Annotated in this window: 11 protein-coding genes and 4 tRNA genes; 7 read left to right on the top strand and 8 right to left on the bottom strand. The window is 38.5% G+C overall.

Annotation, left to right across the window (positions count from 1 at the left end; translation table 11 throughout):
• The first annotated feature begins 2 nt into the window (after nt 1-2).
• From IW22_RS19565 to IW22_RS19540, 6 genes are all read left to right on the top strand, one after another.
• The gene (locus tag IW22_RS19565) at nt 3-1,178 is read left to right on the top strand and encodes a cysteine desulfurase family protein (protein WP_034730059.1); all 1,176 of its coding nucleotides are present in this window, start codon (nt 3-5) and stop codon (nt 1,176-1,178) included.
• Nucleotides 1,179-1,264: 86 nt separating this feature from the next.
• Nucleotides 1,265-1,582, top strand: a complete 318-nt coding sequence (gene trxA, locus IW22_RS19560; RefSeq protein ID WP_034730057.1) for a thioredoxin — start codon at nt 1,265-1,267, stop codon at nt 1,580-1,582.
• 132 nt (nt 1,583-1,714) lie between these two features.
• Nucleotides 1,715-1,788 (top strand) — tRNA-Asp (locus IW22_RS19555).
• Between the two features lie 34 nt (nt 1,789-1,822).
• A tRNA-Asp gene (locus IW22_RS19550) sits at nt 1,823-1,896 on the top strand.
• A gap of 35 nt (nt 1,897-1,931) precedes the next feature.
• A tRNA-Asp gene (locus IW22_RS19545) sits at nt 1,932-2,005 on the top strand.
• A 33-nt stretch (nt 2,006-2,038) separates the two neighbouring features.
• Nucleotides 2,039-2,112 (top strand) — tRNA-Asp (locus tag IW22_RS19540).
• 301 nt (nt 2,113-2,413) lie between these two features.
• Here IW22_RS19540 and IW22_RS19535 read toward each other — a convergent pair.
• Nucleotides 2,414-3,094, bottom strand: a complete 681-nt coding sequence (locus tag IW22_RS19535) for an aspartate/glutamate racemase family protein (RefSeq protein WP_034730055.1) — start codon at nt 3,092-3,094, stop codon at nt 2,414-2,416.
• 301 nt (nt 3,095-3,395) lie between these two features.
• On the opposite strand from IW22_RS19535, the gene IW22_RS19530 reads away from it, so the two are divergent.
• A complete protein-coding gene (locus IW22_RS19530) occupies nt 3,396-3,812 on the top strand; it encodes a hypothetical protein (RefSeq protein WP_034730053.1) in 417 nt (138 codons plus the stop codon).
• Nucleotides 3,813-4,176: 364 nt separating this feature from the next.
• Here IW22_RS19530 and IW22_RS19525 read toward each other — a convergent pair whose 3' ends face one another.
• Genes IW22_RS19525 through IW22_RS19495 form a run of 7 tightly spaced genes read right to left on the bottom strand, consistent with a single transcriptional unit; the run spans nt 4,177 to nt 13,008 of the window.
• Nucleotides 4,177-5,481 (bottom strand): HlyD family secretion protein, encoded by a 1,305-nt coding sequence (locus IW22_RS19525; RefSeq protein ID WP_034730130.1) that lies wholly within the window; start codon nt 5,479-5,481, stop codon nt 4,177-4,179.
• Nucleotide 5,482: 1 nt separating this feature from the next.
• Nucleotides 5,483-7,684: a peptidase domain-containing ABC transporter gene (locus IW22_RS19520; protein WP_034730128.1), complete on the bottom strand. Its 2,202-nt coding sequence runs from the start codon at nt 7,682-7,684 to the stop codon at nt 5,483-5,485.
• Nucleotide 7,685: 1 nt separating this feature from the next.
• Nucleotides 7,686-8,531: a thiopeptide-type bacteriocin biosynthesis protein gene (locus tag IW22_RS19515; protein ID WP_034730051.1), complete on the bottom strand. Its 846-nt coding sequence runs from the start codon at nt 8,529-8,531 to the stop codon at nt 7,686-7,688.
• Nucleotides 8,528-10,741, bottom strand: coding sequence for a lantibiotic dehydratase family protein (locus tag IW22_RS19510; RefSeq protein WP_034730049.1), 2,214 nt, complete (start codon nt 10,739-10,741; stop codon nt 8,528-8,530). Before IW22_RS19510 ends, IW22_RS19515 begins: the two co-directional genes overlap by 4 nt.
• Complete coding sequence (locus tag IW22_RS19505) at nt 10,710-11,600, bottom strand: CPBP family intramembrane glutamic endopeptidase (protein ID WP_034730046.1); 891 nt, start codon at nt 11,598-11,600, stop codon at nt 10,710-10,712. Before IW22_RS19505 ends, IW22_RS19510 begins: the two co-directional genes overlap by 32 nt.
• 8 nt (nt 11,601-11,608) lie before the next feature.
• The gene (locus IW22_RS19500; RefSeq protein WP_034730043.1) at nt 11,609-12,745 is read right to left on the bottom strand and encodes a zinc-binding alcohol dehydrogenase family protein; all 1,137 of its coding nucleotides are present in this window, start codon (nt 12,743-12,745) and stop codon (nt 11,609-11,611) included.
• A gap of 59 nt (nt 12,746-12,804) precedes the next feature.
• A complete protein-coding gene (locus IW22_RS19495; protein ID WP_034730041.1) occupies nt 12,805-13,008 on the bottom strand; it encodes a class I lanthipeptide in 204 nt (67 codons plus the stop codon).
• Nucleotides 13,009-13,036 lie beyond the last annotated feature (28 nt).

The following is a 13,036-nucleotide window of genomic DNA, read 5'->3' as shown; positions in this document are numbered from 1 at the left end:
AAATGAACAAAATATATTTAGATAACGCTGCAACGACGCCTCTTGCGGAAGAAGTCATAGACGCAATGGTGGGTACCATGAAAATGAATTTCGGAAACCCTTCTTCTACCCACAGCTTCGGTCAGGAGGCGAAAATTCTTATCGAAAATGTAAGAAGACAGATTGCAGACTATCTTCATGTAACTCCTGCGGAGATCATCTTTACTTCGTGCGGAACAGAATCGAACAATATGATCATCAAATCCAGTGTAGAACATCTTGGAGTAGAAAGGATCATCAGCTCTCCTCTGGAACATAAATGTGTTTCTGAGAGCATTTTAGATATGAAAAACAGAAGGGGAGTAGAAGTAGTCTACATTCGCCCTAATGAAAAAGGAGATATTGATCTTAATAAGCTGGAAGAGCTTTTAAAATCTTCAGATAAAAAGACTTTAGTAAGCTTAATGCATGCCAATAATGAAATTGGAAACATTGTAGATATTAAAAAAATTGCAGAATTATGCAAAGCCAACAATGCTCTTTACCATTCTGATACGGTGAAGACCATGGCTCACATGAAATTTGACTTTTCAGATATTCCTGTAGATTTTGCATCATGCAGTGCTCATAAATTCCACGGTCCGAAAGGAATCGGGTTTGCTTTTATCAGAAAGGCGACAGGAATGAAAGGAATTATCACTGGCGGACCTCAGGAAAGAAGTCTGAGAGCTGGAACTGAAAACGTTTCCGGTATCGTTGGTTTAGGTAAAGCTTTGGATTTATGTGTTAATAATATGGAAGCATATGCCGGTCATATAAGAGAAATTAAAGAATATGCTATTGAAAGATTAACTGCAGAAGTTCCGAATATTAAGTTCAATGGACGAAGCGGTGAAATGGAAAATAGCGTTGACAGTGTTTTAAGCGCCTTACTTCCGTATAAAAATCCATTGATAGGACTTCAGTTGGATATGAAGGGAATTGCGATCTCTCAGGGCAGCGCATGCTCTTCAGGAGCATCCAAACCTTCTATGGTGATGATGATGGTGCTCTCTGAGGATGAAATGGACCATTGTACGCCATTGCGTATCTCATTCAGCCATATGACGACCAAAGCAGAGATCGATGCTCTGGCAGAAGCTTTGAAGGAAATTTCAAAAGACTTTGCTATAGAAAAAACAAATGTTGAGCATAGATAGTCTTATTGCTTAAAAATCGTAATTTTGAATATCCAATTACGGATTGAAATAAGAAAATAAATATTAATTTAAATAAAAGAAACAAAATGGCTTTAGAAATTACGGACAGCTCATTTCAGGAAACGGTTTTAAAATCAGATAAGCCGGTATTGGTAGACTTTTGGGCAGTATGGTGTGGACCATGCAGAACTTTGGGACCAATCATCGAAGAAGTAGCATCAGATTTTGAAGGAAAAGCAGTGGTAGGAAAAGTTGATGTAGATAACAATCAGGAAATTTCAATGCAGTATGGTATCAGAAATATCCCTACAGTTCTGATTTTTAAGAACGGTGAAGTGGTTGATAAATTAGTAGGTGTGACTCCAAAGGAGATTATCGCTGAAAAATTAAGCGCGCACTTGTAAAAAATAACTTTGATAATGAAGGCCTTCCGTTTTTGGAGGGCTTTTTATTTAGAAATAGTTTGCAGGTAATAAAAAAAGTTGTAGTTTTGCAATCACAAAAAAGAAACAACGTTCTTTATAACAACAGAAAATGATCCGGTAGTTCAGCTGGTTAGAATGCCGCCCTGTCACGGCGGAGGTCGCGGGTTCGAGTCCCGTCCGGATCGCAAAAGTTTTTCAATTTACTTTTAAAAAAAATTAGATCCGGTAGTTCAGCTGGTTAGAATGCCGCCCTGTCACGGCGGAGGTCGCGGGTTCGAGTCCCGTCCGGATCGCAGAAGTTTTTATTCAATTTCTTTTAAAAAAAATTGATCCGGTAGTTCAGCTGGTTAGAATGCCGCCCTGTCACGGCGGAGGTCGCGGGTTCGAGTCCCGTCCGGATCGCAGAAGTTTTCATCAATTTACTTTAAAAAAATTGATCCGGTAGTTCAGCTGGTTAGAATGCCGCCCTGTCACGGCGGAGGTCGCGGGTTCGAGTCCCGTCCGGATCGCAAGATCTTTAAACCCCCTTCAAGTAATTGGAGGGGGTTTTGTTTGTATGTCTATCGCCGACCTAAGGAGTAAGCTTTACCGGATAAGGTGCAAAGATCAAAAAAATAATACACTATCAAACCTTATAGGTTTTCAAAACCTATAAGGTTTCGTTATCTAAATATGCTTTCTGTTTTTTTTTTAGCGATAAAAGAATGTTTATAATGATGTACTCTAGCAGATTATACGGATAGAGCAGATTAGCAAAAGTAAAATCTGCATCATCTGATTAATCTGCGTGAAATTTTAAAACTATATAATTTACGAAACAATATATTCCACAATAGCCTCGCAATGTATTTTTGTAGTATCAAAAACAGGAACGGTAAAATCATCCTGACTGATGAGCATAGGAATTTCCGTGCAGCCCAGAATAATACATTCGGCGCCACGGCTGATCAGTTCTTCTGCAATGGAAATATAATTGGTTTTAGTTTCAGGATTAATAAATCCTACTCCCAGTTCATCCTTTACAGTATGCTGAATATAATCCCTTGTTTCCTGTTTTTCCGGGATCAGTACTTCAAGGCCGTATTCTTTAAGTTTATTTTTGTAGAAATCCATTTCCATCGTAAACTTTGTTCCGATTAAACCGACTTTTGTAAGTCCGGCTTTCTGTATGGCTTTTGCGGTTTCTGTACCGATATGGATAATCGGAAGTTGTACAGAGGCTTGAAGCTCGTCTGCGAAGAGATGGGCTGTATTGGCACAAAGCACAATGCTGCCTGCTCCGGTGTTTTTAAGGTGATTGCAGGCGTTTAATAGTAATTCGAAGGAATTCGTCCATCCTTTAGCCTGAAGGTCTCCAAAATTCAGGGAATAGATCATGCATTCCGCAGCATTCAGTCCTCCCAGCCTTGCATTGACTCCTTCATTGATGAATTGATAATAATCCAATGTGGATACCCAGCTTATTCCGCCTACCAGTCCTATTTTTTTCATACGTTTATTATTTACTGCAAAAGGCAAATCTAGATAAAAGTTTTGATGGATCCCGTCTGTCTGTTCGAATATTAACGGATTCAATGATTGATTTATAGATGCATCGGTCAGTCCGTAACTGCAGGCGGTTCTGGTGTCAATATCTATTTTCGTTAAACACGGGTTCAGTTTTTCAAAGTTTTGTGGCCTTGTAATTATAGCTGACTCATATTTTACTGTTATTTTTGTTCAGATACACCATCAGATCAAATAATTTATTCAAGGTTTATTGTTACATTAGTTAAATTCATAAACAGATTCAATGTCACAGAGAAAATTTATACTGCTTTCCATCCTTAAAACAGGGTTTATTGCTACGGTAATTTCGACGGTTATCCTGATTATCTACATGATGATCACAGAAGTTCCGCGTGATGATGAACATCTCCGAAACTGTGATATGAGTGGGATTGCTTATGTGCTTCTGATCTTTTGGGTTTTATCTATGACTATAAGCTCCTTCAGCAGTCTTTTTTCACTTTTAAAATCATTTCAAGGAAAAATCAGAAGATGGCTGTGTTGGTTTTTACTTCCCATATTGATCACCGGATACTTTTTCATTGAAATTTCCGGTGGAAAGATGGATGGGCAGGGAGTTGTATTTTTGTTGATCTCCAATCTTCCCTGGTTTCTTCTGTGGGGAGTGTATTATTCTAAATTTAATTCGATGTACAAATGACCATTTCAGGAAGTTTGAAGATGGAGTAAGGAAGTTATCGGCCCCAAAGCTGGCAGGTAGCAGATATTAGGAGGCAGGTGGTAGGGATTAGGAATTATGCCGAAGGTTGAAACTGTTATTTTTTGGTTTGATTAAGAGCTAAGAAACAAGATATCAGACATCAGACAATAATCTATAAACTTAATCATTACGAATTATCAATTATCAATTATCAATTATCAACTATCAACTATCAACTATCAACTAACAACAGCAACTATATCACTCCGTATCCCGAAACTGGTAACTCATCATTACTCTAAAACCTTCAAACCTTCAGACTCTCAAACTCTCTGACGTTACATCCCCGAAACCTTAAAAAAAATTATGTCTTAGCACCTAATAATTCTCTGATCTGATAGAAGAACCTTTCAATCAGTCTTAAATCTTTGGTTACGATGTCAGCATTACCTTTCAGTTCCTTATTAAAAGGGAGTTCTTTGTTGAATGAAGTGGATAGTTTTTTAGGAAGGCTGATCTCTGCATAATAATTCCCTTCCTTATCCGGAACTGACGATATGTTTTGCACTCTTCCTTCCACGATTCCGAATTCCTGAAAAGGATAATTATCCAGTTTTATCAGCACTTTCTGCCCAGGCTTTACTTTACCGGAGTTGTTTGATGGTATCATTAATCTGCCAATCAGTGTTTCGTGCTCTTCGGGCATGATGGAAACAAGGATTTCTCCGACTTTTACGAACTGGTATTTTCCCAAATGTTGCTGGAAGCTTACTGTTCCGTTGATGGATGATCTGAATACATAATTTTGTTCCCATTCTTTCAGGGATCTTCTCAGCTGCTCAAACAGCTGTGTGGTGCGGGAAAAAAAGTTGATCTTATCTTTTTCTGCGTTGATTGATGCTCCGCTTTTTGTCCGGTGAATTCCGGAGATTCCTTCCTGAAGCTGTGATATGGACAGATTGATATTTTCAACATTCTGTTTTGCCTGCAAAAGGTTTATTCTTTGCTGATCCATTTCTGAGGTAGAAATAACACCCTGATTATAGAGCTGCCGGGAACGGTCGAATTCTTTTTTAGACAAATCGTATTTGGCCTGCTCCATCCGTTTTTGCTGCTGAAAAGACTGAATTCTGCTGTTGGATTCCAAAAGGCTGCGCTCGGCTGAAACATTTTCCGGCGTATAAGGCTGTAGACGGGTGTAAAGCTGCTCATCCGTCAGAGCCTGTGCAAATGTATTATAATCCGCCTGAACTTCTCCCAGATTGAGCGATGAGGCTTCTTTCAGGGGAAAGTTTTGCAACTGCGAGTGATCTAAAGCACCGGTGATATTAATAAGCCTTAAAACATCCTGATAACGGGCGGTAGACTGCAGAACCAAAAGAAGCTGACCTTTTTTAACTTCTTCATGGTCTTTAATGAAGATGGCTTCTATTTTACTGTTGACCCTTGATTCTATTTTTTCCGTTGGATTCCACGTGGAAATAATGGCCTGAGAAGTAACCGTTTCAGGATACCGAATGATATAACTCATCAGAAGGATGAACAGTAAAATCATAAAAATGACCGTATTGCCCCGGCGGATCATCCAATGCGGTGCAGCTGTTAAAATATCCTGCACACCCTCGGAACGTAATTCTATTTCATCTAAAACGTCTGTCTTTAACTTCATTTTAATTTCCAAGTTCTAACTGGTTTTTTACTAACCGGTAATATTCTCCCTTCCGGGCCACAAGTTCTGTATGATTTCCTTCTTCTACGACTTTCCCCTGGTCCAGCACAATTATTTTATCGGCATGTTTTACTGTTGATAAACGGTGGGCAATAACAACGGCCGTTTTACCCCTGAAAAACTGTTCCATATTTTCCATAATTACTTTTTCGTTATTGGCATCCAAAGCGCTCGTAGCTTCATCAAAAAATATGTATTGCGGAGATTTGTATACGGCACGGGCAATGAACAGGCGCTGTTTCTGGCCGCCGCTTACGCCTATGCCCTCATTTCCGATCTTGGTATTATAGCTTAAGGGGAGACTTTCTATAAATTCCTTGATATTGGCCATTTCAACTGCTTTACGAAGTTTCTGTTTGTCTACGTAATCTTCTCCAACGGCTATGTTGTTGGCTATCGTATCATTGAATATATAACCTTCCTGCATCACTACACCACAATGGCTTCGCCAGAATCTGGGTGAAATATTCTTCAGTGGGGTGCCGCCTATTCTTAATTCTCCTTCCTGAGGTTCATAGAATTTCATAAGGAGTTTCAACAGGGTTGTTTTTCCACTTCCGCTGGCGCCAACAATGGCGGTTGTTTTTTGATGGGGAATGGTAAGGCTGAGGTTTTCAAAGATATAATTGGTGGAACCTGTATACCGGAAAGAGAGATCTCTGAGTTCTATATTCTGCTCAGGAATTTCTGAGACATAGTGGTCATCCGTATTTTCTTCATCATCTTTGTCATGAATTTCTCCCAAGCGTTCCAGTGAGATTTTCGCATCCTGGGTCTGTCTGATAAAATCGATGAGCTGCATCAGGGGACCATTCAGCTGGCCAATAATGTACTGTACCGAAAGCATCATCCCTAAAGTGAGGTTTCCTTCTAAAACGAGTTTAGCAGAAAGAAAGCTTACCAGAATGTCTTTCATCTGGTTAATGAAATTTCCTCCCACGGATTGCCATTGCTCTAATGAAAGGGATTTTATCTGGATTTTAAAAAGTTTTACCTGCAGAAATTCCCAGCCCCAGCGTTTTTGTTTTTCGGCATTATGCATTTTAATTTCCTGCATTCCATTCACAAGTTCTATCACTTTGCTCTGTTCCTGAGAAACCTGAGAGAATTTTTTATAGTCGAGTTCTTTTCTTTTTTTCAGAAAGAAAGTAATCCATCCTATATACAGCGCGGCACCCAGCAAATAAATAATAAACAGTCTGTAATCATATAAAAGCAGGACTATGCTGAACACAATAAGGTTCACCAGTGAAAAAAGGGTATTTAATGAAGCACTGGTCAAAAGCTGTTCTATCCTGTGATGATCATTGATCCTCTGCATGATATCTCCAGTCATACGGGTGTCAAAAAAACTGATGGGCAGTTTCATGAGCTTAATAAAGAAATCGGAGATAATAGAAATGTTGATCCTGGCCGAGAGGTGGAGCATGATCCAGCTTCGTATGACTTCTATTCCCATTCTTCCGGCAAAAAGCATGATCTGCGCCATGAGAACCAGATAAATGAAATTGAGATCATTATTCTGAATACCTATGTCTACGATGCTTTGCGTAAGGTAGGGAAAAATAAGCGAAAGTAAGCTGCTGACCAACAGCCCGAGACTCAACTGGAAAATCAGTTTTTTATACTTAAAAAGGTATTGTGAAAGGAATGCAAAACTGGCTTTACTTTTCGCATCATCCCATTCTGTCTGGTAAAATGCGGGAGTAGTTTCCAAAAGGAGTGCAATACCTTCTGCGGTTATGGAATTGGCTTTTTCTCCGATCCAGAGTTTGATGAACTCTTCCAGGGGATAACTAATTAAGCCATAGCTTGGATCAGAGATGTAAAGGGTATACTTATTCTTATTTTTTTCTATCTTGTAGAGGACAACGAAATGGTTTTTGTTCCAGTGGATAATGCAGGGCAAAGTAACTTCGGAGACAAGATCTTCAAAGTTGATTTTTACACCCATGGTACGGAACCCGAGGTTTTCTGCGGCATCGCTTAGTCCAAAGAGGCTGCTGCCTTCACGGGTTGTTTCGGAAAAGCCGCGTATCTGTTGCAGCGGTATGCTTTTTCCATAATATTTGCTTACAATCCGTAAGCATGTAGGACCGCAGTCTTTTGCATCCGGCTGTTTGTAAAAGGGAAAGGCGCTCAATTTACAGATACTTTTGTTTTCCTGTTTCCGATCTGTAATATTTCCATAGAAAATGGTACAGAACGAATTCATTTTCTCTTGGAGAGCTTCTGAAAATTCTGTTGCAGGACATATGAATTAAACTGGTTAAAATATTCATCGTATCATTTTCAGACAAATGATTTTTTATTTCCAGAATACTGCTTTTCATGGCTGCGTACCGATGTTCACTACAGGTAGTGAAAAAAGGATCAGACATGGCATTTTGAATCCTGTCTTTAGAGGCTCTGTATTTGAGATCCAATTCTTTCGACATGTATTTGTTGATCTGGAATTCTTTACTGAAAGAATCGTTTAATATGGTTGATAAACGCAATTTGTCATCAAGATTAAACCCGAAATTGGAAAGCAGGGCATCTATAGAATGAATGGCAAAAAGCCATCGCTCGTCTTCATTGAGATCCTGCTCATAAAAAAGCTGCAGATAATTAAGGATCATGATGCTGTCCTGAGAAAAGATGTTTTCAGCAAACGGCATGCAGCTGTTATAATACCTTTCCAGCTCTCTTTCGTAAGTGTCGGTCTGTACTTTATAAATGACTTTTCTTTCTACCAAAGGATGGATAAGCTCATGAAAATCGGTGATAAGGTTTCCTAATTTACTTTTGTCTTCCACCAAAAATCTAAGCCTCAAATGATAACCTCCTTCGCTGTATCGGATATAGAAGAATTGGCTGATAGAATCTGTTAAATGCTTTTTAACAAAGGGCAGAATGAAATCCGTTAATACAAAATCCGAATTAAATTCCCCTAAGAATAATTTATAGTATAACCAATCATCTCCTAAAAAAAAACTTCTCTTAATCATTGTATGTACTGCTTTTGGCATAAAGAAAAAATAAACTCATTACAATAGTCTTCACCCTTGTCATTTTTGACGATGGAATTGTATTCGCTGTATAAATATTCCTCGAGAACAAGATCTCTCTTTTTTTGAAGAATGTCGATAAAAAGGCTTTGGTAGACAGGATTTTCAAGGTTGAAATACAGCTTGTTGTCAGCCTCTACAAGAACCACTTCTGCGGGCATCTTGATTTCACTTCGCCATTTTTTCAGTTCGTCCGCCAGGTTTTCCTTATCCTTGAAACGGGTGATCAGATTGGGTTTCAGATACCAGCAGGCTTTGGAGATAATGATATTTTTGTACTCTATTCTAGGGTAGAAGACAAAGCTTCTGGACATTGAGCCCCAATCGAAGTTTAAAAACATACGCGTATTCTGATACTGGATATCGCATAAGAAACGGTATATGGAAAGCAGAAAAGGATTGGTATAGTTATGCGCATTGGTGAGCATTGGGATCACATACTTATTCAGTTTTTTCGATTTTAAAACAATCCTGTCCTCAATCAGTCTTACGTAGAGATCATCGAGGGAGATCTGACATGAAGGGTCAATATTGGATTTAGCCAGATAAGGAATTTCGTATTTTCTCAGTGCCGGTCTCAGCAGGATATTGCCCACTCTGGATTCCGGTAAATGGGTGATTTCTGCAAATACCACCTGATCATTCAGATATTGGTCTTCTTTATCTATTATTTCTGAACAGAGATCATATACCTCCTTATTGGAATTGGAAAATCTCATTAAAAGATTGGCCGCAGAAGAGCCCATGCATCCGGATATATGAATCACAGGCTGCTGGTCTTTCTCATAAATTTCTGTAGAAACGGACATGGTTTTAGGGAGATCATCCCAGGTATCGTTTAGCTGTTTCAGATCCTCATCATTGATAGAGATGCTGTATGCTCCGGAGAGATAAGTTTCAGACAGTTTATACAGAAAAGAATTGGCGATGCCGTCCTGAGGTGATGCCCCATTGGCATTCCTGTCCATTTTGAAATGAAGCCCTTTAAGAAGCGGGGATTCTGTTTTATTCTGAGACATCCCGTAAGGAATACCCGTATCACTGTCGAGAACTTCAAGAATAGGAACTTCCTGATCCTGAAATCTTGTATAAAATGTGTTTTTAAATTGATCCAGAGATGGGTTGGATGTCTTTTTTCCTAATTTATTTAAAATTTTCACCCCTGCCATCAGATCTTTTTTTAATGATGGAGAAAGGGTATTATGTGTTAAGCTGGTGTTGAGGTTGGACTGAAATAGATTCTTATCATCCACCATATTGATTTCGGTAGAGCGCAAGGCTGTACCTACCTGTTCGTATTTTTCTATATTATCTGTTTTTCCGGGAATATCTACGGCAGATAACGTATTTTTTATTTCATCCAGGAATGTATAAAGTGAATGTAATTCCGGAATGTTTTTAATTTTTTCCAGGATAAAATCCAAAATATCATCCCCTGTGGTATAAGGCTCCAATTCACTGATCAGGATCTGGGAGTCTATCAGTTCGTTGATGAAATCATTGGAATCTTCTTCATCGAATCCTTCTGCAACAAGCATTTCTACCAATGATGTAAAAGGAGTGCCGTCTTTGGTTTTTTCCAGAATAGCCTGAAGGATATCCGATGTTTCTATAGAGGTAAGAAGATGGTTTCTTATCCCGCTGATGTATTTATACTCAATGTATTTAAGAGTGTCGGTATAGGTGTAATGGCTGATGGAAGTATTGGGAAAATACTGGAGATACTTTCGGACTTCTTTGTTTTGGTTAATGATCTGGATCACCGAAAAAAGAATATTCATATCCAGCTGAACATGATTTCTGAAATCATTGATATTTCCTACCACCGTTTTGTTTTCTTCTCCCGTGAACGTACCTACACTGATTCCTGCAAAAAGGCCGAAAGGAGTACACCGGGTACTCATTCTGGAGAAATATTTTAAGATTGAGAAGTAGGCTTTAGAATCTAATTTATTTTTTGTATTTCTAAAACTGATCAGGGTATTATAGAAATCTCTGGAAGCGATGTACAGGGCTTCCATAAAGACAGGATTGTCTGTAAGGCGTTCAAGATCATCAAAAGAGACGGTCTTGAAAAAGTCAGCATTACAACTTAATAGGGGAGTTCTGAGTGCATATTTATCGAGAATTCCGTAGGTTATCTTTTCCATTGATAAAAAAATCTGTTAAAAAAACTGTGAGTATCGTGATACACATGATCACTCCAACTCCATTAAAAAGGTCATTCCCGTTTTGTATGATCATTTTTTCGCTGAATACAGCGGCATACGCATTAAAGCTGCCATGCAGGATTCCTATGAGGTATAAGCTGTTGCTCTTTTTTAGAATATAGGAAAAGTAAAAAGATACGATGATGCATAGCACACACATAGTAATGATTCCCCAGAAGGGATGAGAAGGGTAGTTATGCCCGTTGAGAATAAGAGGAGCATGCCACAATCCCCAAATCATACCTATGATGATATTTTTTTTGAAAAAAGGAAATGAAAGGTGCTTTTCCATAAAGCCTCTCCAGCCAATTTCTTCTCCCAAAGCAATCAGTCCGTTCAGGGTAATTCCGCTGAGGGTGTTGATGATAAAAAATACAATGAGAAGAATAGGTATAGACAGAGCCCTTGATTCGGGAAGTACTTCCATAAACTGAGGAACAATATCATTCAGATCTAAAAGCTTTCCAAAACCGGGAACCTGAAAAACATTTCCGATGAGGTACTGAAAAATGAGATATACAACAGGGATCACCAAATTGAAAATAACAAGATACTTCAACAGCATCCTGATTCTTATCTTCTTTAAAGACAGGTTATAGTACCGGATGAAGGTCTTTACATTTTTTTTTTCGATGATAAAAGCAACAATGGCGGGAGTCATCATCAGAATAACCGAAAAAATGATCTGAATGAGCGTTGCATCATACTGAAATGTATCTTTCAATATATAGATGAGCCCTCCGGCAATGATTGAAATAAGGTATACGGCTGCTACAAAGAATTTAACTTTTTTATTCATATTAAAATTTAAACATAAGAAAACACAACTTTACCCATTCTGTTTGAAGAATTGTAAGTTTTTTCAAAGAAACTGATTTCTTCCCCAATAGTGAAAACTTCGTCTATTAAAATATCAAATTTACCTTCTTCATAATGCTTGACAGCCATATTGAAATCTTCCTCCAGTCCTATACAATTCCCTATGATTGAAATATTTTTTGCCAAAACCTGCATGATGATATCTTTCATAAGGCCAGGTCTTTCGTTGTGTGAACGTACAGAGAAATCAGCATACTGGTCATACAGCCCGCAGGTAACATATTTGGAGTCATAATCCATAAATTTCAGAACCCTTTCCAGATAAATATCAGACATAGGATCAATGACAGCATTGAACAAACCGTTCTGTCTGGTAAAGTCTACCAAAGCTTGCCCTTCTTCAGGCTTAGCTTCATAACGGTCTACCACAAACACTTTTTTCACACCGTAATTGTAGAGAATGTCATGATCTTCGTGGGAAGACGTGATGGCATATACTTCTACCGGAAAATTACGGAGCGCACTGATAACGGCTAACGAAGTATTGGATCTGGCAGATGTCACCAAAACTCTGGCATTAGGAAAAACAACCTTTCGGATCATGGAGTAGGTGGTAAATGCGGCAATAGGAAATGCTGCTGCCACCGCATCAGGCATAGAATCTGGAATTTTCACCAGTTTATTTTCTTTGAAATCATCTATCCTTCTGGAGGCATGGTTGGATGGAATACCGCCCACATATCCTTTTGTATACGATGGATAGGAAATATTGGGAATAACACGGTCGCCAATTTTAAGTCCGGTAACGTTTTTACCAATTTCTATGACTTCCCCAACGAACTCTGAGCCCATATAAGAAAAAGTAATTTCATCATCAGCTTCCATATCCTGGACCTCTTTATTGTAATGCAAAATAAGGGTCTTATCCCTGTAATTACAGGAAAATGCCGTTTTTCTCACCACTACACGGTCGTCATCATTGATAACATTAGAGATGCTTAAATCATTTTCAGTCACCAAGCCGATATTCACCGTACTTTTTTCTAAATTAAAATGACCGCAGTGTTTGATCTCTTCAATTTCTTCAATATATTCTTTACTTCCTATTATTGATAAACTTTCCATATGCAACTATTAAAAAACAGCGTCCCTGTGAAGAGACGCATGTATTAAAAAACTTTAGATTATAAACACCACCATCCAGAGAACTGAAGAGTCTTGCTTTTAGACTTAGAGTAAGAAACGCTAAGTGAAAGGCTTACAGAAAGGCTTTCCAATTCTTGTGATGCATCAATACCTCCACCTTTGATAGTTTCCATTTCTCTCTGGTTAAGGTTAGTGATCGTTTTCTTTTTTAGTTGCGGTAATTGCTTCTTTTGTAATTTCATTGTTGTAATTTTTTAAAATGGTTAAAAC

It is taken from the genome of Chryseobacterium sp. JM1, assembly GCF_000737715.1.
Taxonomy (GTDB): domain Bacteria; phylum Bacteroidota; class Bacteroidia; order Flavobacteriales; family Weeksellaceae; genus Chryseobacterium.
This window is presented reverse-complemented; position numbering and strand designations above follow the sequence as displayed.